Source organism: Agrobacterium tumefaciens str. B6 (assembly GCF_001541315.1).
GTDB lineage: Bacteria > Pseudomonadota > Alphaproteobacteria > Rhizobiales > Rhizobiaceae > Agrobacterium > Agrobacterium radiobacter.
The window spans coordinates 93,418-119,480 of the sequence record NZ_LMVK01000012.1; the positions used below are offsets into that span (position 1 = coordinate 93,418).

At 60.9% G+C, this 26,063-nt stretch carries 30 protein-coding genes; 18 read left to right on the forward strand and 12 right to left on the reverse strand.

Going from position 1 to position 26,063, the window contains the following annotated elements; all coding sequences use genetic code 11:
* Positions 1-127 precede the first annotated feature (127 nt).
* From ros to ASB65_RS10610, 3 genes are all read left to right on the forward strand, one after another.
* The gene (ros, locus tag ASB65_RS10600; RefSeq protein ID WP_003509257.1) at positions 128-556 is read left to right on the forward strand and encodes a MucR family transcriptional regulator Ros; all 429 of its coding nucleotides are present in this window, start codon (positions 128-130) and stop codon (positions 554-556) included.
* A gap of 335 nt (positions 557-891) precedes the next feature.
* A complete protein-coding gene (locus ASB65_RS10605; RefSeq protein ID WP_060723942.1) occupies positions 892-1,314 on the forward strand; it encodes a helix-turn-helix domain-containing protein in 423 nt (140 codons plus the stop codon).
* Complete coding sequence (locus ASB65_RS10610; protein WP_060723943.1) at positions 1,307-2,149, forward strand: DUF6456 domain-containing protein; 843 nt, start codon at positions 1,307-1,309, stop codon at positions 2,147-2,149. The genes ASB65_RS10605 and ASB65_RS10610 overlap by 8 nt, the downstream gene beginning before the upstream one ends.
* A 4-nt stretch (positions 2,150-2,153) precedes the next feature.
* On the opposite strand, the gene ASB65_RS10615 is transcribed toward ASB65_RS10610, so the two are convergent.
* Together ASB65_RS10615 and ASB65_RS10620 are read right to left on the reverse strand one after the other, a co-directional pair.
* Positions 2,154-2,570 (reverse strand): SufE family protein, encoded by a 417-nt coding sequence (locus ASB65_RS10615; protein ID WP_060723944.1) that lies wholly within the window; start codon positions 2,568-2,570, stop codon positions 2,154-2,156.
* Positions 2,571-2,768: 198 nt separating this feature from the next.
* Positions 2,769-3,194, reverse strand: coding sequence for a DUF5330 domain-containing protein (locus ASB65_RS10620; protein WP_060723945.1), 426 nt, complete (start codon positions 3,192-3,194; stop codon positions 2,769-2,771).
* A gap of 488 nt (positions 3,195-3,682) precedes the next feature.
* On the opposite strand from ASB65_RS10620, the gene ASB65_RS10625 reads away from it, so the two are divergent.
* The 3 genes from ASB65_RS10625 to ASB65_RS10635 all read left to right on the forward strand — a co-directional run bounded on the left by ASB65_RS10625 (position 3,683) and on the right by ASB65_RS10635 (position 6,709).
* Positions 3,683-5,215, forward strand: a complete 1,533-nt coding sequence (locus tag ASB65_RS10625) for a sensor histidine kinase (RefSeq protein ID WP_060723946.1) — start codon at positions 3,683-3,685, stop codon at positions 5,213-5,215.
* A complete protein-coding gene (locus tag ASB65_RS10630; RefSeq protein ID WP_003509248.1) occupies positions 5,187-6,095 on the forward strand; it encodes a peptidoglycan-binding protein in 909 nt (302 codons plus the stop codon). Before ASB65_RS10625 ends, ASB65_RS10630 begins: the two co-directional genes overlap by 29 nt.
* A 260-nt stretch (positions 6,096-6,355) precedes the next feature.
* Complete coding sequence (locus ASB65_RS10635) at positions 6,356-6,709, forward strand: DUF1491 family protein (RefSeq protein WP_003509247.1); 354 nt, start codon at positions 6,356-6,358, stop codon at positions 6,707-6,709.
* A gap of 75 nt (positions 6,710-6,784) precedes the next feature.
* Here the strand turns inward: ASB65_RS10635 and ASB65_RS10640 are convergent, their stop codons facing one another.
* Positions 6,785-7,720 carry a DUF2336 domain-containing protein gene (locus tag ASB65_RS10640; protein ID WP_245301389.1) on the reverse strand — a complete coding sequence of 312 codons (936 nt, stop codon included), beginning with the start codon at positions 7,718-7,720 and terminating at the stop codon, positions 6,785-6,787.
* Between the two features lie 561 nt (positions 7,721-8,281).
* Between ASB65_RS10640 and ASB65_RS10645 the strand changes: the two genes are divergently transcribed.
* Entirely contained in the window at positions 8,282-8,470 is a 189-nt protein-coding gene (locus tag ASB65_RS10645; RefSeq protein WP_003509245.1) for a hypothetical protein, read from the forward strand.
* Positions 8,471-8,489: 19 nt separating this feature from the next.
* Here ASB65_RS10645 and ASB65_RS10650 read toward each other — a convergent pair whose 3' ends face one another.
* From ASB65_RS10650 to ASB65_RS10660, 3 genes are all read right to left on the reverse strand, one after another.
* Positions 8,490-9,038: a hypothetical protein gene (locus ASB65_RS10650; protein ID WP_003509243.1), complete on the reverse strand. Its 549-nt coding sequence runs from the start codon at positions 9,036-9,038 to the stop codon at positions 8,490-8,492.
* Positions 9,031-9,618, reverse strand: a complete 588-nt coding sequence (locus tag ASB65_RS10655; protein ID WP_003509240.1) for a DUF1214 domain-containing protein — start codon at positions 9,616-9,618, stop codon at positions 9,031-9,033. The genes ASB65_RS10650 and ASB65_RS10655 overlap by 8 nt, the downstream gene beginning before the upstream one ends.
* Positions 9,619-9,727: 109 nt before the next feature.
* The gene (locus ASB65_RS10660) at positions 9,728-10,336 is read right to left on the reverse strand and encodes a LysE/ArgO family amino acid transporter (protein WP_060723948.1); all 609 of its coding nucleotides are present in this window, start codon (positions 10,334-10,336) and stop codon (positions 9,728-9,730) included.
* Between the two features lie 238 nt (positions 10,337-10,574).
* Between ASB65_RS10660 and ASB65_RS10665 the strand changes: the two genes are divergently transcribed.
* Positions 10,575-11,474 carry a LysR family transcriptional regulator ArgP gene (locus ASB65_RS10665; RefSeq protein WP_060723949.1) on the forward strand — a complete coding sequence of 300 codons (900 nt, stop codon included), beginning with the start codon at positions 10,575-10,577 and terminating at the stop codon, positions 11,472-11,474.
* Between the two features lie 249 nt (positions 11,475-11,723).
* Here ASB65_RS10665 and ASB65_RS10670 read toward each other — a convergent pair whose 3' ends face one another.
* Positions 11,724-13,916 (reverse strand): transglycosylase domain-containing protein, encoded by a 2,193-nt coding sequence (locus ASB65_RS10670; protein WP_060723950.1) that lies wholly within the window; start codon positions 13,914-13,916, stop codon positions 11,724-11,726.
* 254 nt (positions 13,917-14,170) lie between these two features.
* On the opposite strand from ASB65_RS10670, the gene ASB65_RS10675 reads away from it, so the two are divergent.
* Together ASB65_RS10675 and blaOXA are read left to right on the forward strand one after the other, a co-directional pair.
* A complete protein-coding gene (locus tag ASB65_RS10675) occupies positions 14,171-14,650 on the forward strand; it encodes a YcgN family cysteine cluster protein (protein ID WP_060723951.1) in 480 nt (159 codons plus the stop codon).
* A 168-nt stretch (positions 14,651-14,818) separates the two neighbouring features.
* The gene (gene blaOXA / locus ASB65_RS10680; RefSeq protein WP_003509224.1) at positions 14,819-15,643 is read left to right on the forward strand and encodes a class D beta-lactamase; all 825 of its coding nucleotides are present in this window, start codon (positions 14,819-14,821) and stop codon (positions 15,641-15,643) included.
* Between the two features lie 27 nt (positions 15,644-15,670).
* Here the strand turns inward: blaOXA and ASB65_RS10685 are convergent, their stop codons facing one another.
* Positions 15,671-16,006 carry a type II toxin-antitoxin system YafQ family toxin gene (locus ASB65_RS10685; RefSeq protein WP_060723952.1) on the reverse strand — a complete coding sequence of 112 codons (336 nt, stop codon included), beginning with the start codon at positions 16,004-16,006 and terminating at the stop codon, positions 15,671-15,673.
* On the reverse strand, positions 16,003-16,278 hold the full coding sequence (locus tag ASB65_RS10690) for a type II toxin-antitoxin system RelB/DinJ family antitoxin (RefSeq protein ID WP_020811442.1): 276 nt from the start codon (positions 16,276-16,278) through the stop codon (positions 16,003-16,005). The genes ASB65_RS10685 and ASB65_RS10690 overlap by 4 nt, the downstream gene beginning before the upstream one ends.
* Between ASB65_RS10690 and ASB65_RS28170 the strand changes: the two genes are divergently transcribed.
* The 6 genes from ASB65_RS28170 (at position 16,277) to ASB65_RS10715 (ending at position 20,443) form a co-directional block, all read left to right on the forward strand.
* A complete protein-coding gene (locus ASB65_RS28170) occupies positions 16,277-16,441 on the forward strand; it encodes a hypothetical protein (RefSeq protein ID WP_153463487.1) in 165 nt (54 codons plus the stop codon). The two genes, ASB65_RS10690 and ASB65_RS28170, sit on opposite strands and share 2 nt — an antisense overlap.
* A gap of 49 nt (positions 16,442-16,490) precedes the next feature.
* The gene (locus ASB65_RS10695; RefSeq protein WP_060723953.1) at positions 16,491-19,070 is read left to right on the forward strand and encodes a heavy metal translocating P-type ATPase; all 2,580 of its coding nucleotides are present in this window, start codon (positions 16,491-16,493) and stop codon (positions 19,068-19,070) included.
* Positions 19,067-19,489, forward strand: a complete 423-nt coding sequence (cueR, locus tag ASB65_RS10700; protein WP_003509219.1) for a Cu(I)-responsive transcriptional regulator — start codon at positions 19,067-19,069, stop codon at positions 19,487-19,489. Before ASB65_RS10695 ends, cueR begins: the two co-directional genes overlap by 4 nt.
* A 52-nt stretch (positions 19,490-19,541) precedes the next feature.
* A complete protein-coding gene (locus tag ASB65_RS10705; RefSeq protein ID WP_060723954.1) occupies positions 19,542-19,742 on the forward strand; it encodes a heavy-metal-associated domain-containing protein in 201 nt (66 codons plus the stop codon).
* A 76-nt stretch (positions 19,743-19,818) separates the two neighbouring features.
* The gene (locus ASB65_RS10710) at positions 19,819-20,088 is read left to right on the forward strand and encodes a ribbon-helix-helix domain-containing protein (RefSeq protein WP_003509217.1); all 270 of its coding nucleotides are present in this window, start codon (positions 19,819-19,821) and stop codon (positions 20,086-20,088) included.
* Positions 20,078-20,443 carry a hypothetical protein gene (locus ASB65_RS10715; protein ID WP_060723955.1) on the forward strand — a complete coding sequence of 122 codons (366 nt, stop codon included), beginning with the start codon at positions 20,078-20,080 and terminating at the stop codon, positions 20,441-20,443. Before ASB65_RS10710 ends, ASB65_RS10715 begins: the two co-directional genes overlap by 11 nt.
* Here the strand turns inward: ASB65_RS10715 and ASB65_RS10720 are convergent.
* On the reverse strand, positions 20,440-20,688 hold the full coding sequence (locus ASB65_RS10720) for a hypothetical protein (RefSeq protein ID WP_060723956.1): 249 nt from the start codon (positions 20,686-20,688) through the stop codon (positions 20,440-20,442). The genes ASB65_RS10715 and ASB65_RS10720 overlap by 4 nt on opposite strands.
* 177 nt (positions 20,689-20,865) lie before the next feature.
* Between ASB65_RS10720 and ASB65_RS10725 the strand changes: the two genes are divergently transcribed.
* Positions 20,866-22,254 (forward strand): MFS transporter, encoded by a 1,389-nt coding sequence (locus ASB65_RS10725; RefSeq protein ID WP_245301390.1) that lies wholly within the window; start codon positions 20,866-20,868, stop codon positions 22,252-22,254.
* A gap of 80 nt (positions 22,255-22,334) precedes the next feature.
* On the opposite strand, the gene ASB65_RS28695 is transcribed toward ASB65_RS10725, so the two are convergent.
* Positions 22,335-22,508, reverse strand: a complete 174-nt coding sequence (locus tag ASB65_RS28695; protein ID WP_020009686.1) for a hypothetical protein — start codon at positions 22,506-22,508, stop codon at positions 22,335-22,337.
* Between the two features lie 67 nt (positions 22,509-22,575).
* A complete protein-coding gene (locus tag ASB65_RS10730) occupies positions 22,576-24,291 on the reverse strand; it encodes a glycoside hydrolase family 32 protein (protein ID WP_060724181.1) in 1,716 nt (571 codons plus the stop codon).
* A gap of 169 nt (positions 24,292-24,460) precedes the next feature.
* Between ASB65_RS10730 and ASB65_RS10735 the strand changes: the two genes are divergently transcribed.
* Positions 24,461-25,921, forward strand: coding sequence for a protein adenylyltransferase SelO (locus ASB65_RS10735; RefSeq protein ID WP_060723958.1), 1,461 nt, complete (start codon positions 24,461-24,463; stop codon positions 25,919-25,921).
* Positions 25,922-26,063: the final 142 nt, after the last annotated feature.

Below are 26,063 nucleotides of genomic sequence, written 5' to 3' on the forward strand. Positions count from 1 at the left end.
TCGCTCGAAATCTAGGGGTAGGTTTCATGTTGGTTTCAACAAGGCGAAGGTGGGGCACCGGGTAACTTCACATCGCTCGATGCGGCGTTCGCCCGCTTCAGGGGATTAATAAACAGGAGATACTTAAATGACGGAAACTGCATACGGTAACGCCCAGGATCTGCTGGTCGAACTGACTGCGGATATTGTGGCTGCCTATGTTAGCAACCACGTCGTTCCGGTAACTGAGCTTCCCGGCCTTATTTCGGATGTTCACACGGCACTTAGCGGAACATCGGCACCGGCATCGGTGGCGGTCAATGTCGAAAAGCAGAAGCCTGCCGTCTCTGTCCGCAAGTCGGTTCAGGACGATCATATCGTCTGTTTGGAATGCGGCGGCTCGTTCAAGTCGCTGAAGCGGCATCTCACGACGCATCACAGCATGACGCCGGAAGAATATCGCGAAAAATGGGACCTGCCGGTCGATTATCCGATGGTTGCGCCCGCCTATGCCGAAGCCCGTTCGCGGCTCGCCAAGGAAATGGGTCTCGGCCAGCGCCGCAAGGCCAGCCGCTGATTGTAACGACGGGTCGGCGGGGCTTGTTCTTCCCTCGCCACTCAACCCGCTGCCGCACCTTCTCCCCACCCGGGAGAAGGCGGCAAGGCGAACTTGCCCGCTCCCTATGCTGCTCTGAAGCTTTTTCTACCTTCACATGAATGTTCAGCCGGTCCGCAGACCGGCTTTTTTATTGTCGCGTGCAATTTCCGTTGAGGAAAAAAATCCTTTATTGTGTTCGTCATTTCTGCAAATATATAGCCATATCAACCGCATATTCTTCCCCGCAAAATTTACGCTTCCCCACAGTCGTTCTCAGGTGTATGAATTAATTCCTATTCGTAGGGGAGTTGCATATGCCGTCGGATACTGTGTTTCTGTCTGCCGCCGCGCGGCCTTGTGTGCGGGTCGGTAATCGTCCTTTTCGCCATTGGCCGTCTGCGGCCGGGCGGGATGAGATTCCCCGTCTTTGCCGTCTGGTACGGCAGCTCACCGGCGAGATGGTGCAATTGACGGGTGACCGAACGCTGGTGCGCCGCGACATCAGGCGCACGGAGCGCCATATCCGCCAGATCGCCATGTATGTGTGCCATGTGCAGCTCGGCATTCCCATGTCGGATATCGGGCCCTGCTTCGGCCGGGACAGGACGACGGTGGGCCATGCCTGCCAGGTGGTGGAGGACCGGCGTGACGAACCGGCATTCGATGAGTTCGTCGCCGCGCTCGAGCGGCTCACCGGCAGTATTTTCAACGTGATGAAAGGGGGCCGGGATGAATGAGGTGAAACGCGTCCCGGCGGCCTCTTCAAATCCTCACCTCCTGCGCTTGCTGCGTTGCATCGCTGCGGGCGCGGCCGAGATTTCGCAGGAGGGCGGCGATATTGTCCTGCACCGGGCGCGGGCAGGGCATCCCCCGCTGCGGTTTCCGGCGGCGACGGTGCGGCTTGCCGTTTCTTCCGGACTGGCGGAACAGCGGGAAAACACCCTTTTCGCCGCGCCGCCGCTCGCCTCTTATCTGAAACGCGCAATGGCAAAAGACCGCGATGAGGTTTTTCAGGAACAGCATCGGGATATGCAGACTGTTGTTGTGGATGTCGATGACGCGAAGCAACCGGCCCGTCGCAACCTCAACACCTCACCGTTGACCAGCGTTTCAAGGCTGAAGGAGCGGGATGGCACGGTGTTTTTCCCGGCGGATGCTTTGGCGGCAGGCGAGCGCCTCGCCGCCGATTTTCATCGCGGTCACCTCAATCCGAAGGTGACGGCGACATGGGAGCCGAGAGTAGCCAGCCGCACCAAGGGGGAGGCGGGGGGCGCGCTCGATCTCACCGAGGCGGCAATGGCGGCAAGGGCGCGGTTTTCCCGCGCGGCGGATGCGATGGGGCCCGAACTGTCGGGCGTTGCCATCGATGTCTGCTGCTTCGAAAAGGGTCTGGAGACGGTGGAGCGGGAGAGGCAATGGCCGGCGCGCTCGGCAAAACTGCTGCTGCGCGCCGCACTGCTGGCGCTTGCCCGCCATTATGCGCCGCCAGCCGTTCGGGCCCGTGGCAACAATCACCATTGGGGCGATGCGGATTATCGCCCCTCGATGGCGCCAGGGATGACGGCGGGATGAGCGCTCAGGCGGCCAGCAGCCGTGCTTCCTCGCGGATGCGCTTGATCATCGAGCGCAGGCCGTTGGCGCGCTGCGACGACAGATGTTCCACCAGCCCGATCTTGTCGAATACCTCGATGGCGTCGAGATCGGCGATGTCGGAGGCTTTTTTGCCGGAATAGACGGCGAGCACGATGGCGACGAGGCCGCGCACGATATGCGCATCCGAATCGCCCTCGAAGGTCAGCAGGGGGTCTTCCGCGCCGTCGCTATGGCTGACGAGCCAGACCTGGCTGGCGCAGCCATGCACCTTGTTTTCGGCCGTGCGCTCGTCCTCCGGCAGATCGGGCAGCGCCTTGCCGAGGTCGATGACATAACGATAGCGGTCCTCCCAGTCGTCGAGGAAAGCGAAATCGTCAAGGATCGTTTCGAGAGAGGCCATTTGCGCGCCGTATCATCCGTTATTGCAGGTCTTTGCTAGGATATAGGGCAAGTGCGGCCGGTTTTGAACCATGGGCCACGAAAAAGCCCACGGAAAACAGGTCTCCGTGGGCAAGTTTGGCAGGCATTCGGCGGACGGAAATCTCCGTCTGCAAAAAAAGGCGCGGCGCGGTGCTTGCAAGATCAGGGGCTGGCAAGATCAGGGAGCAGGGCGCTTCTGCGGCAGGGGAATGACGGTGCCGGTCTTCAGCATGTCGGTATTGCCGGGAAATTCGACGCTGACGACAGGAGCGCCAGCCAGCTTTTCGATCTCCGCTGCGACTTCAGCGGCGGGAGCGGATTTTTCACCGGAGGCAAGCTGCTTGTCCAGCAGTTCATAGGCGACCTTTGCGCCTTCCTTTGCCCGTTCGCCGAGCGCATGGAAGGTTTCGGCGCCCTTGACGCAGACATCGGGCTTTTCGATGCAGATGGCGCTGACATAACGATAGGCTTCACCGGCTGCCGAAACGGCGCTGGGAAGATCAAATGCCGAAGGTTCCTTGGTCGGATCGTTGCTGCTGCCGAAATAGGACAGCGCCACCAGCACCAGTGAAAACCAGAATGTTCCTTTGATCAGAAACCACATTGTCAGACTACCCTGCCAGATGATCTTTGTTTTCTAAAGCCCCGCCCGGTTCCGGATCATCGGCCTTTGTCCCGTTTTTCGGGCTTGTGAAGAAGCTACACGCGACCGGCGAACAGCCGATTGCAAAAAGCGACGCAATTTAATTCAAATTGTATCTATTCTCGTCGTATCGGGACGCCCGCCATCAATTCATTCGCATTTTAACAGTCCATGTTAAGCATAATTGCGACAGAGGCCGCGCGTTCCGGGGCAAAGCTGTGGTCCGCCTTGCCACAAAAGTTAACATGATGGCAAAAATGAAGCGAAATCCGTCGCTTACCCGTCATTAACCATGATTGGCAAAGCTTGGAATAAATGCCCCGTAATGGGACTGCGACGCCTTTGGCAGGCCTTTGACGCTATTCTTTTTATCCATTCCTTAAGCCGCCGCCTTCTATTGTCGGAGCCGTTAGAACCGCCTCAGGGATTCGGTGTTGGTATTGCGTAATATGAGAGAAAAAGCGGTCGCATTGGTCGACCATGCCGCAGGCAGATGGCTTGCGCGCATGGAAGAGGACGCCGAAAGGCGCGCCGGAACCGTTGCGCGCCTGCGCCGGCTGATTGCCTTCAGCACTGTTGGTCTTTTCGTGGTGCCCGCCCTCTTCAGCCTTGTCATCAGCCCCGCCATCGCGCTGCCCATTGGCGCCGCTCTGGTGCTGGCGCTGTTTCTGGCCGCCGCAGCGCTGCTGATCGCCTTTTCCCGTCCCGCGCGCGGTGCGTCCTCCTTTTCCGCCTCGTCTGGCGATAACGACCTGATCGCCGCTACGCAGGTGCCGGGCCTCGTGCTCATGATCGGTGATACCGGCTTCGTCGAACACGTCTCCGGCCGCGATCTCGCGACCTTCCCGGCCGATCTACAGGCCAGCCAGGGCCATGCCCTCGTTGAATATGTCTATGTCTCCGACCGTATCGAGCTGATGCAGGCCTTCGACCTGCTGCGGCAGGGCGAGGATAGGGCAACCGCCGAACTCCGCTTCGAGACCGGTGCAAAGTCGCGTCAGGCGCAGTTCATGCATGCGCGTATAGAGATGACGGCGATCCGCAGCGCCAGCGGCCGGCTGCGCCGCATCGTCGCCCAGCTCTCCGATGTTACCGAGATGGAACGCCTGCGCCGCGATGTCGCCCGCAAGGCGGCGGAGGCGGAATCGGCCAATGACGCCAAGTCGCGTTTCCTTGCCGCTGTCAGCCACGAGCTGCGCACGCCGCTCAATGCCGTCCTCGGTTTTTCCGATATTCTCGCCGGCGAATATTTCGGCCGGCTGGAGAACGATCGCCAGCGGGAATATGTCGGCCTCATCCGCCAGTCCGGCGCCCATCTCCTGTCGGTCGTCAACACGATGCTTGACATGAGCAAGCTGGAAGCCGGCCGTTACGAGCTGATGATGGAAAGCTTCCCGATTGCCGAGACCATCTCGTCCTGCGAGGCCATGCTCGGCCTGCAGGCGAAGGAAAAAGGCCTGACTTTGACCAGCCGCATCCAGCGGGGCATCGGCGAAATCTCGGCCGATCAGCGCGCCATCCGGCAGGTTCTCATCAATCTCGCCGGCAACGCCATAAAATTCACCGATGCGGGTGGTGTGGTGTCGATCGACGCCGCGCGTGAGGGCGCGATGCTGAAGCTGACCGTGAGCGATACCGGCATCGGCATCGCTTCCGACAAGATTGAACTCTTGGGCCAGCCCTTCATGCAGGTTCAGAATGAATATACCCGTCGCTATGAGGGCACGGGTCTGGGATTGTCCCTGGTCAAGGGGCTTGTGGCACTGCATGGCGGCACTTTCGCCATCACCAGCAAGCCCGGCGAGGGAACAGTCGTAACGATCACTTTGCCTGCCGACGGTTCCGGCATGGCGGGTGAGGGCGAAGGTGCCGAAGCCGAAAGCATGGTGGAATTTCCGCCGCGCATCCGGCAGCTCGGTGACATGGCCGCAATGATGAAAAAGGATGGTGACGATGGCCCCGCGAAAGCGAAAATCGCCTAAGAAAACAACGGCCCAGATTGGCGCCGGGATTGTTTCCTTGGTGGTTTCGGCCATCGGGCGCGAAATCCTGCGCCATCCGAAAATGGTCGGCAGCTGCGGCGCCTTCGCGGTCGTATTCGGTTTTGTCGCCGCCAATGCGCTCTGGTATCAGCCGGGTGTGCATCCGTCGCCTTTCCTGCGCACGCGCGATGCGGAAAACCCGAACGGCATTGCCGGTTATCGCCCGGCCGAGCCGCTCGGCACGCACGGCAACGTCACCACCTTTCGCATAGAACGACCGGCAGAGACGGAAACGGCGCAACAGCCAGCGGCCGAAACGCCGGCGCAACCCGCCGCCGAAAGCCAGAAACCGCAGCAGATCGTTGCCGATATTCAGGCCGAACTGAAGAAACGCGGACTTTACGAAGGCGAGGCGGATGGCCGCATGGGTCCACGCACCGCCGCCGCCATCATGTTCTTCGAAGAAACGCTCGGCATGGAGCAGACCGGCGAGCCGACGACCCGCGTGCTGGCGGCACTCCGGATCGATGGCGCAACGGTTGCCGCGATCCCCAGGGATCGGCCTGCCGATAGCACCGGCGGCGTCGAGATCGACCCCGTCGCCGCCGCCATCCGCAAGGCGGAAGCGCCGCGCCCGAAGGCCGAACCGGCCTCCCTCAACAGTTCGGCCAATGCCGCCAAGCCGGCAAACCGCGAGCTGATCGCCAGGATCCAGCAGGGGCTGATCAATATCGCCTATGCCGATGTGAAGGTGGACGGCGTTGCCGGCCAGCAGACCCGCAATGCCATCCGCGCGTTTGAGAAACATTACCGCCTGCCGGAAACCGGTGAGCCGAGCGAGGCTGTGCTGAAGAAGCTGAAGTCGATCGGGGCGCTTTGAGGTTTTGACAGCAGCCGAGGGTGCATGGGGCTTACCCCCCTCTGCCCTGCCGGGCATCTCCCCCACAAGGAGGGAGATCGGCAAGAGGCTCTTTCACTGCTCCATTCTCAAGCGTTGAGGTGGGCGAGCGCCTGCGGCGGATCGATCTCCCCCCTTGAGGGGGAGATGCCCGGCAGGGCAGAGGGGGGTAAGCCCCATGCACCTTCGTCCGCGTAACCCAGCAGTGAGAACCCGCCCACCGTCTCCATCGAAAGCACCCCATGCGCCTCAAATCCGAAATGTTCGTCTCAGCCCTCATCCGCCGCGTCTTCGCCGCCGGCGGATTTGCCGCCGTCGAAAAGAAGGGGGCGGAGGAGGCGGGGGCGATCTTTGTTCGCCAGCGTCTGCGCGATGGCCGTGAAAACCTCTATGGGCCCGCGCCGCAAAGTTTCGCCGATGATGAGGAAATCCGTGCCGAGCGCCGTTTCGAAACGCGTCTTGCGGGTGCGGATGGCGAGGAAAGTGCCGCTCTTCTGGAAAGGGAACGGCGTTTCGACAGCGACCTTTGGGTGGTGGAGATCGAAACCGACGAGATCGGAACTCTGCTGACGCTGGTGGACCAGCCCAAGGCCTAGAGGCAGGAAAAGCAGACCCCGGCTTTCGGTCCGCGAAGGGCCTCGCGTCGCAAAAGACGCAAGGCCATGCCTTGCTTACCCTTGCGTGCCAGTTCTCTGCACAGCCGGTGCGCTGCGGCTCGGCCGCGCGCGGCCATGCGTATAGCTGTCGGCACGCCGCCAGCTTTCCAGCCGCTCTTCGCATTCCACGATGTCGAGGCGGTCGAGCAGGGCTTCGGCGCGGCTCATGTCGCCTTCGGCGGCGGCAAGATGCGGATAGAAGCATTGCAGCACGAAGGCCGCCTCGGAAAATTCCATGCCAAGACCGGTGAGCGTCGTCGCCAGCTGCGCGCCTGATATATCGAGCATGATGCGCTCCGACAGCCAGTAGCTGGAGGACAGCGAATCCGCCAGCGCCACCGCGAATTGCCGGGCATTGCGCTCGCGGGCGAAACGCACCAGCAGCGCCTCCTGCACTTCGCTCAGGCGGCGAAGGCCGAGGACGTCGCTTTCCGGGCGGTTGAGGTGATGCGCCATCTGCTTGATCCGCTGGCGCATTTCTTCTTCGAGTGCGGAAGCGGCGGCGATGTTGTCAGTCTTTTCTTCCGCTTTCGGTTCTTCGGGGCTTGCCGCCACCTGCGGTTCGGCGGCAGTCGTTTCTTCTTCCGGCCGTTTCAGATCTTCCGCGTGGCGCAGACCGACAAGCGCGTCGATGACGGTGGGGGAGAGATCCTCGCGCCGGACGATGGCGCGCGCATGCGCCGCGCCTTGCGTGCGGGCGATGGTGATCAGCGTGTCGTCATCGAGGCATTTCGAGGAGATGAGAAAGGGCGCTGCAAGCGAAATCGGCTGGCAGGCGATGAAGAAGGCGACGGCTGACGGCACGCTCGGATGCTGCGAGAGTGCGGCGATCGCCTCCCGCTTGGCTTCATCGGTGGAGGCGTTGAAAAGCGGCATGAAAAGTTCGGCGAACTGCCGAAGGTCCGTTTTTGACGGATGCGAAACAGTCTCGAAATTCGTCACGGTGGCCATCAGCACCACATCTTTCTTCCTCACGGCTCTTGGCCTCTCAAGTTCTCGAAACCGGTCGGTCAACGCACTACCCAACAAACGCAAACACAATATCGGTTCAAATTAGAGCAAATGCGTTGACGTCCTGTTAACTATGGGGGGTAGCAAGAGGGAATCTGCCTCTATCAACAAGGAAATTTTAAAACCTTCACAACGGACGAAATGCCGTGGAACTTTACCGCATGGCCTTTGTTTTCAAGGGGTGTGGCGCCGGGAGGAATAAGTGACGGCCCGGCAATTAGGGTTAACGGATCATTAACCTCTGTCTGTTTGTAATTTCATGGGCAGTATTAGGATTCCATGTTATTCTTATCGACGGAATAAATGCAAAAATGGCATGCGAAGCCTGAATCTGCGCACGATCCCCTTGTAAGAATCTTTTTGGATTTTTGGATCGTGCGAAAACCAGTCTGTGGGCTGGCCTATGCGCAATGTGATGGTGATGAAATTCCCGACGCAAGATGAGGCTTGCGCGGTTCCCATGGGCAACATTGACAATCATGTCCCGAAGAGGAGATGAGCATGGCAGAGATTATTCCAATCAGCGACGCCCGACGAAGCCTGCGTCCCGCCGGCGTTGTCGGAAAGCTGATCGGCCCGGCGAAGGTCGTGCTGTTTACCGGCGTGCGTTATGAAAAACGTGATACCGAGCCGACCGGCAAAGTCGCGCGCAAGGGCAAATCCGCAGTGGAAACCGCCCTCAAATCCTGATTGCCGATGATGCCAGACGCTATTTCCACGGCGTCGGCTGGCATTTCGCCTCGTTCAGGAACCGTTCCGCCTCTTCGCCGAAACTCGGCTGCGGCACCATGGTCCGCAAAACCACATATCCTTCCGTCTGATCCGATTCCGCCAGAATGGCCTGCGAAAGCGAGGGCGGCTGCGCCTTGCGGATGGCGGCTATCTGCACCGCATCAGCTACCAGAATATCCATCACCCCGGCGGCGGATGTGCGGTCATTCATGCTGAACACCTCATTCGAGGCCTTGTCGTAAACCGCGACCGACCAGAAGGGTACCGCACCGACGGCGGTCAAGCGGATCGGCTGTTCCTCGATGTTAAAGGTGCAGACGGCCACCCGCATGAAGGGATCGCCGCTACCAAGCGTCTTTTTCTCCGTCGTCTCCTCGAGAAGATGAAACAGATGCGGTTTTCCTTCCGCAACGGCGCGCGTATTGGCGTCGCGATTGCTGAAATGCGGGATCGCGAGAAGGATGATGACGTGCAGCACGGCTGCGCCGACGAGACCGGTGAGGATGGCGAGCAGGACCCTAAGCATTGCCACACCCCAGCTTGCGGATTTGCGGCATGGATATGTCGATCAGGCCGGAACTGCCGGCAACCGGTGTGTCGAGCAGGGTCATGACGAGCTTGAAGGTCTGGCCCTGCGGCACCGACAGCCAGTTATAGGTCTGGGCGTCAGGGGCGATGGTGATGTCGATGCCGCCATCGGCGCTGCGCAGAAGCGTGCGGGAATTCAGCGCGAAGGGCCGCCCGGCATCTTCAGCCAGAACATTTCCCTGCTGGTCGGCGGTGTAAATCGTCCAGAAACGGGCGGGCGGCACGGCGCCGGCCAGCCGGTACCGGCACTCGCCGCTCAGGCGTTGTCCATCGCTGTCGACGGAGGCGGTGAAGGCCAGCCCCTCGGCCGTTCCGTAAAGCAGCTTGCCGGCATCGGCGCGGTGCGATTTGGCGTAAGGGTCGGCCTCGATCGTCTGCGCTTCGGGAAAGGCATCCCACGAGCCGATGCGGATCGATCCAAAGCCGGATGTCGCCTCAAGTGCTGCGAGTGTTGCGGCAATACCGCCGCCAAAGGCGATCAGAAGGGCGATGCCGACAAGGAATGGAACTCGGAACACGCTGTTTTCCCGTTTTGAACAGGTCGAGGACTATCACTGATTCCCCGTTTGGAAAATGGCGCGGCCTGTTTAGTCCTCGTGAAAGTGACTGGAGCGCGAAATTCCTTGCCTATGCGCCCATGACGAGCTTGAAGGCGATGGCCCACATGGTGACGGCGATGACGCCTTCGAGAATGCGCCAGGCGGAGGGTTTTTCGAAAATCGGCCGCAGCCAGCGCGCGCCATAACCCAGCGAAAAGAAGAATACCAGCGAGCCGGTGGCCGCGCCCGCCGCAAAGGTTTTCTCAAAGCCGGGGAACTGCGTGGAAATGGTGCCGAGCAGCACGACGGTATCGAGATAGACATGCGGGTTGAGGAAGGTCAGCGCCAGACAGATGGCGAGCGTCTGCCACAGGCTCGCCTCCTGCCGCTCGGTCACCGACAGCGTCTCGGAGGAACGCAGCGCCGAATGCAGGCTTTTTGCGCCATACCAGATGAGGAAGGCGGCCCCCGCATAACGCATGATGGGATCGAGCGCCGGCATGATGGCGCTGATCCGCTGAAACCCAAACACGCCGATGGTGATGAGCAGCGCATCTGATATCGCGCAGGTGGCGCAGACGGCAAACACATGCGAACGCGCCAGACCCTGCTTCAGAACGAAGGCATTCTGCGCGCCGATGGCGACGATGAGGCTGAGGCCCATCGTCAGGCCGGTGAAGAAGATCTGGATGTCCATGCGCGTCGCGGCCCCTGCCTCTGTCCATGTGGAATGGCCGAAGGCGTTGCTTCCGGACCGAGTGCTTGGATATTTGGGCGGAATGGTTTAATCCAGTTAAATAAACTCAATCCAGATAAGCTAAACTAATTCACTGTAACGCTATTCCACGGACGGGTCTCATGAGTGGTTTCCTCACCTCCACCCTAATTCCTGTGCTTGTCACAGGTCAAAACCAGCCTTCACATCGAGTATCGTAATGCTCGACTACCCTGCTATGCGCGCCGTGGCGCTCGTTGCCCAGACCGGCAGTTTCGAAAAGGCGGCGCAGGTGCTGTGTGTCACGCCTTCGGCCGTCTCACAGCGCATCAAGCAGCTGGAGGAGCGGCTGGGTGTGGTGCTGATCGTGCGCGGTAACCCCTGTGTGGCGACGGAAAAGGGGGAGTGGCTTTGCCGGCACATGGATCATGTCGGCATGCTGGAAAGCGAATTGTTCCGCCAGCTTCCGGCGCTCGCAGAGACAGGTGCGGCGGCGGAGCGTGTGACGCTCAATATCGCCACCAATGCCGACAGCCTCGGCACATGGTTTCTGGATGCGGTTTCAAGATTCACCGGCGGCAGCGATTATCTCGTCAACATCGCAGTGGACGATCAGGATCATACGGTGGAATGGCTGCGCGCGGGCAGGGTGCTTGCCGCCGTGACCGCCCACGCCAAGCCGGTGCAGGGCTGTCGGGTAACGTCGCTTGGCGTGCTCCGCTATCACGCCACCGCCAGCCCGGATTTCATGGCCCGCCATTTCGCGGATGGCGTGACGCCCGTAACACTTGGCCGGGCGCCGGGGCTGACCTTTAACCAGAAGGACCGGTTGCAGGCGAGCTGGATCAGGGAGGCGCTGGGCGAGGATGTCTCCTATCCCACCCACTGGCTGCCTTCGACGGACGGTTTCGTGAAGGCAAGCCTTGCCGGCATGGGCTGGGGGCTCAATCCGGTGCAGCTTGTGGGGGAGCATCTTGAGGCGGGGAGGCTGGTGGAGGTCGTTCCCGGCACGCCGCTTGATATTCCGCTTTATTGGCAGGTGAACCGGCTTGCGGCGGAGCGTCTCGGTGCGCTGACATCACATATGGTGGAAACGGCGAGGGCGGTGTTGTTGCGGTGAGATGACTGACGCCGGATTTGGAGAGACGGGAGCCGTAGAGTGAGTGGCTTACCCCCCTCTGCCCTGCCGGGCATCTCCCCCTCAAGGGGGGAGATCGGCGAGCGGTGCTACCACCACTTCATTCGCTAACGTTGAGACGGGCGAGACCTCGCCGCATATCGATCTCCCCCCTTGAGGGGGAGATGCCCGGCAGGGCAGAGGGGGGTGAGCGACACTCTCCGTCAGAAACCTGGCCGGTTGCCCGCAACATCACCGCCGCGCCGCATCCTCCGCGCCGTCACGCAAAGACGCATCCGCCACCTTCTGCGTCGTCACACTCAAGGCCGAAGCATCCTTCATCTTCTTGGCGATGGAGCGAATGACGCGGGTGGCCTCGGCAGAGAGCGAGCGTGGGCGGGTGAGGGCCGGCAGGGCCGGGGTGCTGGTGGCTGCGGCTGCCACTTCCGCCGAAGGCTGCGGGCGCGCGCCTGTCGGCAACGGGTTCTGGATGCCGGGGATGGGGCGCAGCTCCATGCCCTGATGGGCGTAATCCATCAGCCGTTTGAAGGCCATGGCGGGCAGCGCGCCGCCGGTCATGTTGTTCATCGGTGTGAATTCGTCATTCCCGAACCAGACGGCGGTCGTATAATTGCCGGTGAAACCCACATACCAGGCGTCGCGGTAAGCCTGCGAGGTGCCGGTCTTGCCGCCGGAGACGATGCCATTGTCAAGCGCGCCGCGGCGGGCCGTGCCCATGACGGGAATGGTCACCAGCATCTGGTTCATTTTGGAATTGGCGTCTTCGGAGAGCACGCGCTTGGCAGGCGGCTCGTTGTGGCTGAAATCGTAGAGAACATTGCCCTCGTAATCCAGCACCTGCTCGATGCCATGGCGGCGTGACTGCATGCCATCGGCCGGGAACACGGCATAGGCGGTGGCCTGGTCGAGAACCGTCACTTCCGAAGTGCCGAGCGGAATGGTTTTGTCGCTGCGAAGCGGTGTTGCGACACCCATGGCCTTGGCCGTGTCGACGATGACCTGCGTGCCGAGCACATCCTTGGCGAGCCGGACCGGCACGGTATTATAGGATTTGGCGAGCGCCATCTGCAGCGTCACCTTGCCGGCATAGGAGCGGCCATAATTCTGCGGCGACCAGCCGCGCCAGGTCACCGGCGCATCGGAAATCAGCGTCTCCGGCTTCATGCCCTTTTCCATGGCGGCCGAGTAGGTATAGACCTTGAAGGAGGAGCCGGGCTGGCGCAGCGCCGCCGTGGCGCGGTTGAACTGGCTTTCGCCATAATCACGCCCGCCGACCATGGCGCGCACGCCGCCACCATTTTCGATCATCACCATCGCGCCCTGCTTGACGCGGTAACCTTCGCCATATTCGCGCAGGCCCATTTCCATCGCCTGTTCGGCCGCCTGCTGCAGGCCGGTATCGATGGTCGTGCGCACGACCACCGTATGGTCCTTGAATTTACCTTCGGCGGCCAGCCGCTGCACTTCGTCGAAGGCCCAGTCGAGGAAATAATCCGGCGCCTTCACATCGGCGCGGTCGATGACGGTGGCCGGATTGCGCCGCGCGCCGATCACCTGGCCCTCGGTCATCAATCCGCTCTGTACGAGGTTGGAAAGCACGGTGTTGGCGCGGGCACGCGCGGCGGGCAGGTTGACGTGCGGCGCATATTTGGCCGGTGCCTTGAACAGGCCGGCCAGAATGGCGGATTCGGCCAGTGGCACATCGGTCAGGTTCTTGCCGAAATAAAACTGTGCCGCCGCCGCCGCCCCGAAGGTGCCGCCGCCCATAAAGGCGCGGGCGAGGTAGAGGCTGAGGATTTCCTTCTTCGACATGTTGGTCTCGAGCCACAGCGCGAGGAAGGCTTCCTTGATCTTGCGCTCCAGCGAGCGTTCATTGGTGAGGAACAGGTTCTTGGCGAGCTGCTGCGTCAGCGTCGAACCGCCCTGCACCACGCCGCCGGCGCGGGCGTTTTCGCTCATGGCGCGGGCAAGGCCGATGAAGGCGATGCCGAAATGGTCGAAGAAACGCCGGTCTTCGGTCGCCAGTACCGCCTTGATGAAATGATCAGGCATCTGGTCGATCGGGACGGAATCTTCATGAATGATGCCGCGATGGCCGATGGTATTGCCGTAACGATCAAGGAAAGTGACGGCGAAATCGCCGCGGTAACGCCAGCCCTTCTTGGTTTCCGGGAGGGCGGGCGTGGTGAGCCCCAGAGGCACGACGCACCCCGCCGTTCCGAAGGTCAGCGCGTCGCAGGTGAGGTTGACGAGAAGCTTCTTCCATCCGCGCACATGCAATTTGCGCGAGGCGATGGTGACGTCTTCCCAGAAATCCACCAGCCTTGCCGCAGCCGTCCACAGGCCGGAGTCGATGAAGCTATCGATCCGGAGCAGGATGTGCCGTTTTTTACGGCCGTTCTTATCGTCTTTTTCTTCCTGCACGTGCCGATGTGTTCCTGTTCAACGCAACGCGATCGTCGATATTCTGCGCTTCAACCCATTCCCGACGCAAAACCGTGGCATGGTTATGTCGGAATTGCTTGACGTGGCGGCAGTTCGCGGGCCAATGACCCCTCTGCCGCCTGCCAATATGCTAAAATATCGTACAAACCAGCCCTTGGCGATACGATATAAAGGATTAGGGACCGGTTAAACACTCCTGTCCAAGTGATCAAAATGAAACGGAAATGTTAACGATGAATGACGCGCCGTTCTGGAAAACCAAATCGCTGACCGAGATGACCGGTGAGGAATGGGAAAGCCTGTGCGACGGCTGTGGCCTCTGCTGTCTCAACAAGCTGGAGGACTGGGACACCGGCGAAGTGGCGTTCACCTCGGTCCGCTGTATGCTGCTCGATGGCGAGAGCTGTCGATGCTCCGACTACGAAAACCGCCGCGCCACCGTGCCGGATTGTATCCAGCTGGACCTCAAGAAGGTCCATGAGATCGGCTGGCTGCCGCCCACCTGCGCCTATGCGCTGGTGCGTGATGGCAAGGATCTCTACTGGTGGCACTATCTTGTTTCCGGCGATACGGAAACGGTGCATGAGGCGGGCATTTCCGCACGCGGCCGCACCGTCAGCGAAGCCGATGTGGATGTTGACGACTTCGAGGATTATGTGGTCGACTGGCCGCTGACGGTCGGCGAGAGGGCGGGCGAAAAGGAGCGGATGTGACGGAAAACGTCGATTTTCGTTTTGGTCCTATTCCTGCCCCATCATTCTCCTAAAGGCATGTCGTCCGAAAGCGTGTCACGGTTTCGGGATCGACTTGTCTGAAATCAAAGACAGCTTCAGGCCATTCCGGCAAATGATCCGCAAAGCGGACGAGGGACATCAAAACGCATGCGCTACCGGCTGCCCGCCATCGTTCTTTCATGCCTTGCCCTTCCGGGGCTCCTGCCGTTTTCCGCTGATGCCCAGCAACAGCCCCAGGCCTTCGAATGCACGCTCGTCACCTCAATCGAGACCGGCGCGATCATCAACCAGCAGGGCGCCTGCGACCAGCGCGTGGCGCCGGCTTCCACCTTCAAGGTGCCGCTGGCGCTGATCGGTTACGATGCCGGCATTCTTCAGGATGAAAAGACGCCCGCCTGGGACTGGAAACCCGGCACGGAGGCGCGCGCCTCCGACCGCAAGACGGTCGATCCCTCGATATGGGAACAGGATTCGGTCCTGTGGTATTCGCGTGAAATCACCCGTCGCCTTGGACCGGATAAATTCGCCGCCTATGTGAAGCGTCTCGGTTACGGCAATGCCGATGTTTCCGGTGAGCCGGGCAAGAATAACGGCCTGACCCATTCCTGGCTCGGATCGTCGCTGACGGTTTCGCCGGTGGAGCAGGTCGGCTTCCTCCGCCGCCTCCTGGCCGGCAATCTGCCGGTCTCGCGTGATGCGCAGGCGAAGACAAGGGCAATCGTTCCGGTCTTTGATGCGCCGGAAAGCTGGGCCGTGCATGGCAAGACCGGCACCGGCTACATGCGTGACGAAAAGGGCAACCCCGACCGCAACCGTCCCTTCGGCTGGTTCGTCGGCTGGGCAGAGCGCGAAGGCCAGCACATCGTCTTCGCAAGGCTGCGCGTTTCCGACAAACCGTCCGACGAGCCGCTCGGCCCCGCCGTGCGCGATGCCTTCCTGCGCGATATTCCGCGGCTGGCCGTGCACCGGTAGCGAGATCGTATCTTTCAGATCGCGTCTCTACCTGAAAAGCTCGGCGTGCGTTCCTGCGCGGGTGAAGATGAGAAGGTTCTGCTTCTCATCAAGTTTGTAGATCAACAGAAAGTCCCCGCCGACATGGCATTCGCGATGATCGTGCCATTCTCCGGTCAATTCATGGTCACGAAACTGCGCCGGTAATGGCGCTTCGTTGGCAATGTGAAGGAGCATGATCTCCTTCAGTTTCACCATGTCATAACGCCCGGAATTGTTCAGCCGTTGCCAGTCCTTGATAAATTGCCTGGTGAAATCCGAACTGCGCGGCAGCACCGTTCGCTTCGATGCCGCCTCTTTTCCGTGACCTTTCTTATCCGTCACCGCTTGTTACCATCAAGGGCGTCAAACAAGGCTTGCGCCGTGCCGAAACGATTGCGCCTGGCAGCCGCGATGGCGCGCGCTTCTTCAATCGCGGCGAGCGTTTCAGCGTTCGGTTGCGTCAGTTCTATCGGCAGTGCTTTTTCTCGGGCAATGCGCGTCAGCATCATTCGCATGACGTCGGAAACAGTCAGTCCCAGACTGTCGAGCACGGCAGTCGCGTCGTCCTTGAGTGCCTGATCGATGCGCGCTCTCACATAAGCATTTGCGGTCATGATCAATCTCCTTTTTAGAGATTTGTTTGTAGCTCAAATGAGCATCAAATTCAACGCGTGTATTGCCGCCCCCTCCATACTCTTTCTTGCCGAGCGGGCGGCGGCGATAAGCGTGGCTGCGCTCACGATTGTGTGTTCAACAAAAACCTTTCCCTTCCCTTGACCTTCCCATCATGGGAATCTCTACATAGGGTCTCGAAAGGGGATTTCCCATGAACGAGACAGTCAAACACGCCCATCGAAATGAACCGGTTTCCATTCCCGCGGAGGGCATGACCTGCGCTTCCTGCGTGCGGCGGGTGGAACCGGCTGCCGCCGAGGTGCCCGGTGTCATGTCGAGTTCCGGGAACTTCGCCACGAAGAAGCTTACCGTCGACCCCGCCGAGGGGTTTTCGGCGCGCACGCCTGGCGCCGCCATCAAGAAGGGCGGGTATGATATCGCGCCGGAGCGGCAGGAATTTACGGTGGAAGGCGTGCAGGACGAGGCGCAGGCCGGGCGGCTGAAGGCCGTTCTGGAAGCGGTCGCCACCACAATCGCCGTCAAGGTAGACGCGGCTTCAGGCAAGGTCTCGGTGGAAACGATCGGCGGCCGGCGCGAACGGGACGCATTGGTGGAAACGGCAAAGCTTGCCGGGTTCGCGCTGAAGACACCGAAACCGCACGATCATTCCGCCCATCACAATCATAACCAGCACCAGGGACATCATGAGGGCCATGGTCAGATGGCGGGCGAAACCGGCGGCCATGACCATATGCAGCATGCGGGTGAGGAGGGCGCGCTGAAACGCGACCTGACGATTGCCGCGATCCTGACCGCGCCGCTTTTCGTGCTGGAAATGGGCGGCCATCTCTATGAGCCGATGCATCACTGGCTGATGGGTCTCATCGAGACGCAGAACCTCTATTACATCTATTTCGTGCTGGCGACGGCGGTGATCTTTGGGCCGGGCCTGCGCTTTCTCAAGACCGGTTTTCCCGCTTTGCTGCGCGGTGCGCCGGAAATGAATTCTCTTGTGGCGCTGGGCGTGACGGCGGCCTACGCCTATTCCGTCGTGGCGACCTTCGCGCCCGATCTACTGCCGGAAGAGGCACAGTTCGTCTATTATGAAGCGGCAACCGTCATCGTCACGCTGATCCTGACCGGGCGGCTTCTCGAAGCCCGCGCCAGCGGCCGCACAGGAGACGCCATCCGCAAGCTGATGAGCCTGCAGGCGAAGACCGCCCGTGTGGAGCGCGACGGCGCCACCATCGATATTTCCCCCGATGATCTGGTGGCCGGCGATATCGTCGTCATCCGTCCCGGCGAAAGGCTGGCGGTGGATGGCGAAGTCGTCGAAGGCTCGTCCTATGTCGATGAATCGATGATTTCAGGCGAGCCGGTGCCGGTGGAAAAGACGGTCGGCGCAACGGTCGTCGGCGGCACCATCAACAAGACTGGCGCCTTCAAGTTCAAGGCGACCAAGGTGGGCGCGGATACCATGCTGTCGCAGATCATCCGCATGGTGGAGGAGGCTCAAGGGTCCAAGCTGCCGATCCAGCTGCTGGTGGACCGCGTCACTGCGCTCTTCGTGCCCGTTGTCATTGCCATTGCGGTGCTGACCTTCATCGTCTGGGCGATATTCGGCCCGGAACCCGCCTATACATTCGCCCTGGTCAATGCGGTCGCGGTGCTCATCATCGCCTGCCCCTGCGCCATGGGTCTCGCCACGCCCACCTCTATCATGGTCGGCACCGGCCGGGCGGCGGAGCTGGGCGTGCTGTTCCGCAAGGGACAGGCCCTGCAGGAGCTGCGTTCGGCTGAAATCGTTGTGGTCGACAAGACCGGCACTGTGACCAAGGGCCGCCCGGAACTGACGGACCTCGTGGTGGCGGAAGGATTTGCCGAAAACGAGGTTCTGGCGCTCGTCGCCGCCGTCGAGGGCCGCTCGGAGCATCCGATTGCCGAAGCCATCGTCCGGGCTGCGGAAGACCGGAGTGTGGTAGCGGGAGAGGGACTTGAACCTCCGACCGTTGAAAATTTCGAAAGCGTCACGGGTTACGGTATCGCCGCCAACGTCAATGGCCGCAGGGTCGAAGTTGGCGCGGATCGCTTCATGGCGAAACTCGGCCATTCCGTCGATATCTTCGCGGATGCGGCGGCAAGGCTGGGTGACGAGGGCAAGACGCCGCTTTATGCCGCCATCGACGGCAGGCTGGCGGCTGCGATCGCCGTCGCCGATCCGCTGAAACCATCGAGTGTTGCCGCCATCAGGGCGCTGCAGGCGATGGGCATCGAAGTGGCCATGGTGACGGGCGACAATGCCCGCACGGCCAATGCAATCGCCCGGCAGGTCGGCATTTCCCGCGTGGTGGCGGAAGTGCTGCCCGAGGGCAAGGTGAAGGCGATCCACGAGATGCGCGCAGGCGGCAAGGTGCTCGCCTTTGTCGGCGACGGCATCAACGATGCGCCGGCGCTGGCCGAGGCCGATATCGGTATCGCCGTCGGTACGGGAACGGATGTCGCCATCGAAAGCGCCGATGTGGTGCTGGTCGGCGGCGATCTCATGGGTGCGGTCAACGCCATCGAGATGAGTCGCGCAACCATCCGCAACATCAAGGAAAACCTGTTCTGGGCTTTCGGCTACAACGTGGCGCTGATACCGGTTGCGGCGGGCGTGCTTTATCCGGCCTTCGGCATCACGCTGTCGCCGATGATCGGCGCGGGGGCAATGGCGCTGTCCAGCGTCTTCGTTCTCGCCAATGCGCTGAGGTTGAAACGGGCGAAGGTTGCACACAGGGAGGTGACATCGTGAATATCGGCCAGGCATCGGAAGCATCGGGCGTTTCCGCCAAGATGATCCGTTATTACGAGCAGATTGGCCTCATCACCCCCGCCGCCCGCACCGGCAATAATTACCGGGTCTATGGCGAGCAGGACGTGCACAATCTGCGCTTCATCAAGCGGGCGCGCACGCTCGGTTTCTCGCTGGAGGAGACCGAGACGCTGCTGAAACTCTGGCAGGACAAAAGCCGTGAGAGTTCGGCGGTGAAGGAAATTGCGCTCGTCCACATCGCTGATCTCGAACAGAAGATCGCCGAGATGAAGAGCATGGTGAAGACGCTGTCCCATCTCGCCCATTGCTGCGGCGGCGACCACCGGCCCGACTGCCCCATCCTCGATGATCTCGCCGGCGCTGAGAAGAACGACGCCAGGCCTGTGCGAACCCACTGAACTTTATGACAACCGGCGCGAAAATATCGCTACCGGCCAGAAGGAGAAAACCATGGGTGCAACCACCTTCCTCATTCCAGACATGACCTGCGGCCATTGCGAAAAGACGCTGCGCGGCGCTCTCACTGAGGTGCTTCCCGATGCCGCCGTCAGCATTGATCTTTCCGCCCACCGGCTCACGGTAACGGGCGACGCCGCAACTGCGGAAGCGGCGATCCGCGAAGCCGGTTATTCGCCGGAAAGGGCGGGTTGAAGCATCTCGTTGCTGGAATGAACAGGAAAGATGTGCTACTGAGTAGCATGATCTGTCCTGTCGAGGGAGTGCCACAATGTCCGTTAAGGCGTCAGTTTCCATCTCCGATCAACAGGACAGCTTCGCGCGCAGGCTGGTGGAGGAAGGGCGTTACGCCAGCCTCAGTGCCGTCGTCCAGCGTGGGCTGGAACTGCTTCGGCAGGAGACCGAGTTGAGGGACGCCGAGCTTGCTGCGCTTCGCGACCTGCTGGCAGATCGTAAGCAGGACGACTTCGTCTCCGTTGAGGAAGGTAAACAAAGAACAGCAGCCATGATAGCGGCCAGAAAGGCCGGCTATGGCCTATAAGGTCCTGCGTTCAACACAGACAGATCAAGACCTCGGCCTCATTCTCGACCATCTCATCCAGTCCTATCTCGACCTCGGCGACGCCTTGCCAGCAGCTTTCACGCGCGCTGTACGACGCGTGGGGTCGATTGAAGCGGATATGGAAGCGCTTCACAAAGCGCCCTTCGAGGGAACATTGTTGCCCGAAATATTACCCGGCCTACGCCGGGTAACGAAAAATCAGGCTGTCTTTTATTTCGATATCGATGAGGGTGAAAAGACCGTGCGTATTCTCGCGGTCTTTTCCGGCGGGCAGGATCATCTACGCTATATGCTCACGCGCCTCGTGTCCGGTCGCACCGTCAGTCTTCCCTAAACCTCGTCGAAAGCCCCGCCTTCCCGTGAGGGATTGCGGTTGATCACCCGTTCCTCGGCATCGTTGGGCAGGGCCTCGTCACTTTCCTGATAGGGGTCGTCCTCGGTCTCGGCCTCTTCTTCCTCGATTTCCTGTTCGATGGATTGCGGAATCTCTCCCTTGGCGGGAAGGGCGTCGATGTCGAGATCGAGCAGATCCTCGTCCATGGCGTCTTCGTTAAGGGGCAGGATTTTCTTGCGGTCCATGACGGTATCCTTTCTGTCGGTTCTTCGGCAAACGAGCGGGCGCGCGGAGGGTTCCTGCCGCGCGAGAATTCCTTCAGAACAAATGACCTGAAAAAGCCGTCTTGACCTCAATGGCGCTTGAGGTTCTAGTTTGCCGGCCGTACCCGAAAAAATGGAAAGGATACGGCTTTGTCGAGTATCGAAATGGCGGAGAAAAACGGCTGGAGCGAATTGCTGAGCGGGGCGAATCTCTCGCTTCTGACCGTCATCTCCTTCGGTATCGGCCTGCACGCTTTTAATCAGGTCGCTGTCGTGACGGCCTTGCCCGTGGCCGTGAACGAAATCGGCGGCGCGGGTTTTGACAGCTGGGCCTATAGTCTTTATTTCGTCGGTTCCGTGGCGGGCGGTGTCACCGCCGTGCTGTTTCGCGAACGTTTTGGCGCGCGCACCGTCCTGCTTCTGTGCTGCCTGATCTTTTCCTTCGGTTCGGTTCTCTCGGCAATCGCCGGCGACTTCTTGTGGGTCGTCGTTGGCCGGGCCTTGCAGGGACTGGCGGACGGGCTGATCGTCGCCGTGTGCTACAGTCTCATTCCCGCCGGTTTCCGCTCCGGCCTGTTGCCGAAGGTCTTCGCCATCGAGGCGGCGATCTGGGCGGTCGCCTCCTTCATCGGCCCGCTGACCGGCGGTTTTGCCACCGAACACATCTCCTGGCGCGCCACCTTCCTGTTGTCGGCGCCGCTGATCCTGCTGCTTCTGGCCTATACCACCATTGCCGTCTCCGCCGAGCGGCCGGTGGCGGCGACGCGCAAACCGCTGGTGCCGCTGGTTTTCTGCCTTGTCGGCGCATTGGCCTTTTCCGCTCCTTCCGCCTTCGAGGATGCGAGCCTGCGGGCGATTTCCCTGCTGGCGGGGGCGGTGCTGTTGTGGGCGTCGCTGCGGGCTGGCCCACGGCCTTCCGTCGGATTGTTCCCGAAGAATTCCTTCCGGCTGAAGACGGTGCTCGGCAGCGGTTTCTGGGTGCTGTTCCTGATGTCCTATGCCCATGCGCTGGGCAGCGTCTATCTCGCTTATGTCGCTATCAATCTCTGGCAGCATGAGCCCACCTTTGCCGGTTTCATCGTGGTGACGATGCCGCTTGCCTGGAGCTTCGTGGCAATGCTGATCGGCAGCCTGCGCTCTAGCCGCCTGCGGGAACTGTGCCTGCATTACGGTCCCTACCAGATGGTGCCGGGCTGCGCCCTGCTGGGGCTGGGGCTGGCGACCGGCAACTGGGGAGAAATGCTGCTCGGGCAAATCCTGATCGGATCGGCCTTCGGCATGTCCTGGGCCGGCATCAGCCAGGCGGCAATGGAAGCAGCGCCGGAAGAGGAACGCAAGATGACGGGTGCGCTTTTGCCGACGGTCGCGACGCTCGGCTCTGCGGCCGGTGCTGGCGCAAGCGGCACTGTCGCCGCCGCCAGCGATCTCGTGGCGCAGATCGAGCGTGCGGATGTGACGATGCCGATGGTTTATCTTTATGGGCTGGGTGTGGTCGTATCGCTGCTGGCGATCATGACCGCCAGCGGGTTGCGGGGTGAAAGGCGCTAGAGCATTTCCAAAAAAAGTGGAACCGGGTTTTCCGTCCGGAAATGCGACCCAACAAAGTGAAAGGCCCTTCGCGGCCTTGATCAGGACTGGGTGGCGGCGATGGTGATCGCCGCCAGATAAACGACGAAGGACATAATGGCGATTGCGCCGATAATGATGATGATGCCCTTGCCGGCGCGTTTCTTCTCTGCCTTGTTTTCATTGGCTTCGGTTGGAAACAGGATCGGATCGCTGGTGTCGCGGATTTTGGTCATGCCGTTTCTCCTTTCGGCGGATTGGGCGGTTTCGGTCTATCAACCGCCCAATCCGTCAAAAGGTTCCTCACGGTTTCAGCGCCCAGCTGGTGGCATGCACCACCGCGCCGGGGGCGGCCTTCAGCAGCGCCGAGCGCACGGGTTCGAAACCTTCGATGCGCTTGGTGCCCACATATCGCCCGCGATTGGCGAAGACCTCAATCGAGCCATAATCGAGAAAGATGCGGATGCGGGATGCCTTGGCTCCCCGGGCGATATAATGCGGCGAGGGGCCGTCGCGCCCGTCCTCATGGCAGATCCACAGCCCCGTTTCATCGGAAACGACGCCAAGCTTAACCGTCGGATGATCGAGCATCAGTTCGAAGGGCGCGCCGGGTGAGGCAAGCTCGAACAATATTTCCACCGCCCCGTTGATGAAGGTGACGCGTTCGCCGGCGGCAAGCCGCGTGCGGTCGAGAATATGGCTGCGCAGGCTTTCCGCCGCGCCGATGGGCGGGGTCAGAAGCTCGCCATTCACATAATGAATCCGGCGCGGCAGCGTCATCGAGGTCGGGAAATCGATCTCCGGATTGGCATCCGCCCAGTTTGCCAGCCAGCCCATGCCGATGATGCTGTCGCCATCGAGAAAGGCCTGGAAGGCGTAATTATCGGTGCCGAAATCCAGCTCCTGCCCGGATTCCTTGGTGAAGGCTTTGCCGTCAACCCAGCCGACATCGGCCATAGTCAGGTTCTTGCGGCCGGTCTCCGGGTCCTCCGAATGCATCAGCCCGTAGATCAACACCCAGCGGGTGGACCGGGCATTGACCGGGCCATCGAGCGGCAGCAGGCAGGGGCATTCGATGGCCGTTGTCTTGTAGCGTGTTTCCACCCAGAGTTTGCCGACATAGGTCCAGCCCGATGCCGCCGTGGGGTCGAGCGTTTCGTAGAGCAGAATGACGCCGCCGCCATCGCTCTGGCTGCCAAGCACCATTTTCCACAGGCCATCCGGGCCACGAAAGACGTAAGGGTCGCGGAAATCCGGTGTCAGCCCCTGTCCGTCCGGCCGGGTGCCGAGAATGACCTCGGCCTGCCCAGCCATGATGAGATCGGACGAGGTGGCGGTCAGCTGTATCTGCTGCTCGGGAATGCGGTCCTGCACCTGCTCGGTGAAGAAGACGCGGATGCCGGTGCCTTCCACCAGCGGAATCGTCGAGCCGGAATAGGCGCCACCGCGCTTGTCCGGCCGCGTCGTCAGATCCTCTGAAGGGAAGAGGAAGATCGGCAGGTGCCGCCAGCGAAGGTAATCGGAGGAGACGGCATGGCCCCAATGCATGGTGTTCCAGCGCAGCCCGTGAGAATAATGCTGATAAAACAGATGCGGGCGGCCCTCAAAGCGGCCAAAGCCGTTCGGGTCGTTCATCCAGCCAAAGGGCGGACGGAAGTGATAGCTGCCGGGAAGTTCGGGCGCGGCATTATCAGGCTTGGTATGGACAACGGTGATGCCAGTTTCGAGCACATCGGACGCGGTGAACCAGTAGATGACGGAAACGGCTGTGGTCACCGTGTCGTAACTCAGTTCCACATGGCCGCCGCCAAACACCTGGTAGATTCGAAAACCGAACTCTTCCGTATTGACGCTTGAAACTTCAGCGAATTTTCCATTCTGATTGGAAAAGGAGACGGCGCCGGGCTCGGCATCTTTTTTCGCCTTCAGCCAGACATGGAAGGTGGCGTTGACAGGCAGTTCGGTGTGGAGGGTGCGGATGGCGCTTTCCGGTTCGGCTGCGGCTTCAACAACGGTCATTGCTTTTCCTTTCCGTTCGGCATTCTGCTGGTCAAGCATAGGAACGATGATGGCGCGGGAAAGTTCATTGCGCAAAATTGAATGAAGCCATGGACGAGGCGCGGCATTTATCGCTCGCATCCGTCGCCTTCCGGCCCCATATAGGGGCAAAGCAGGGAGTTTATCCGTGATGAAATTCGACAATTCCTATGCCCGCCTGCCGGAACGCTTCAGCGCCGCCGTGCTGCCGACGCCGGTGAAGGCGCCGCGCCTCATCGCTTTCAATCGCGGGCTGGCCGACGAACTCCTTCTCGATGTGGCCGGCCTTGATGATGAAAGGCTGGCGGCGATCTTTTCCGGCAATGTCGTGCCGCAGGGGGCCGAGCCGCTGGCCATGGCCTATGCCGGCCACCAGTTCGGCGGCTTCGTGCCGCAGCTGGGCGATGGCCGCGCCATTCTGCTTGGTGAAGTGATCGACAGTAACGGCAACCGCCGCGATATCCAGCTCAAGGGCTCCGGCCCGACGCCGTTTTCACGCAGGGGAGACGGCCGTGCGGCCCTTGGCCCGGTGCTGCGCGAATATATCGTGTCGGAAGCGATGTTTGCGCTTGGCATCCCCGCCACGCGGGCGCTTGCGGCCGTCCTCTCCGGCGAAAGGGTGCAGCGCGAAGTCGGCCTGCCGGGCGGCGTCTTCACCCGCGTTGCGGCAAGCCATATCCGTGTCGGCACTTTCCAGTTCTTCGCCGCGCGCGAGGATGACGAGGCGATCAAAAACCTCGCGGACTACGTGATCGACCGTCATTATCCCGAGGCGAAAGAGGCAGACAATCCTTACCTCGCCCTGCTGCGCGGCATCGCCGGGAGGCAATGTGAACTCATCGCCCGATGGATGATGGTGGGTTTCATCCATGGCGTGATGAATACCGACAATATGGCGGTCTCCGGCGAAACCATCGATTTCGGCCCCTGCGCTTTCCTCGATGAATATCACCCCAACAAGGTCTTCTCCTCCATCGATGCACAGGGCCGTTACGCCTTCAACAATCAGCCGGGCATCGCGCAATGGAACATCGCAAGGCTGGCGGAATGCCTGCTGCCGCTGCTCGATCCGCAAGTGGAAAAAGCCGCCGAACTCGCCAATGCCGTTCTCGCCGATTTCGCCGCCGCCTTTCCCCAACGCTGGCTTACCGGCATGCGCGAAAAGCTTGGCCTGACGACTGAGGAAGAGGGCGACATGGATCTGGTGCAGGCGCTGCTGGCGCTGATGCAGGCATCTGAAGCGGATTATACGCTGACCTTCCGGCGTCTTTCCCATGCGGCCAATGGCGACGCCGAGCCATTCCGCGGCATGTTCATCGATATCGCGGGGGCGGACGAATTTCTCACCCGTTGGCGGGAAAGAGCCGGTCGTGAGGGTATTTCCGATTCCGAAAGGTCAGGCGCGATGCTCTCTGCCAATCCCGCCATCATCCCGCGCAACCACCGTATCGAGGAACTGATCGAAGCGGCGGTGGAAGAGGATGATTTCGAGCCCTTCCACGCCATGCTGAAGGCGATTGCGACGCCTTTCGAGGAGCGGCCGGATAATTTCGTCTATATGCAGCCGCCGATGAGCCATGAGCGGGTGTTCAGGACGTTTTGCGGGACGTAATGGATTCGTCACCTTCGCCGTCATGCCGGACTTGATCCGGCATCCAGCCGCCGCGCGTCTGCGCGGCGAGAAGGGTTTTTCAGCCCAGGGACTTGGGCTGGCTGGATACCGGCTCGAAGCCGGTATGACGGAGGAATGGGAG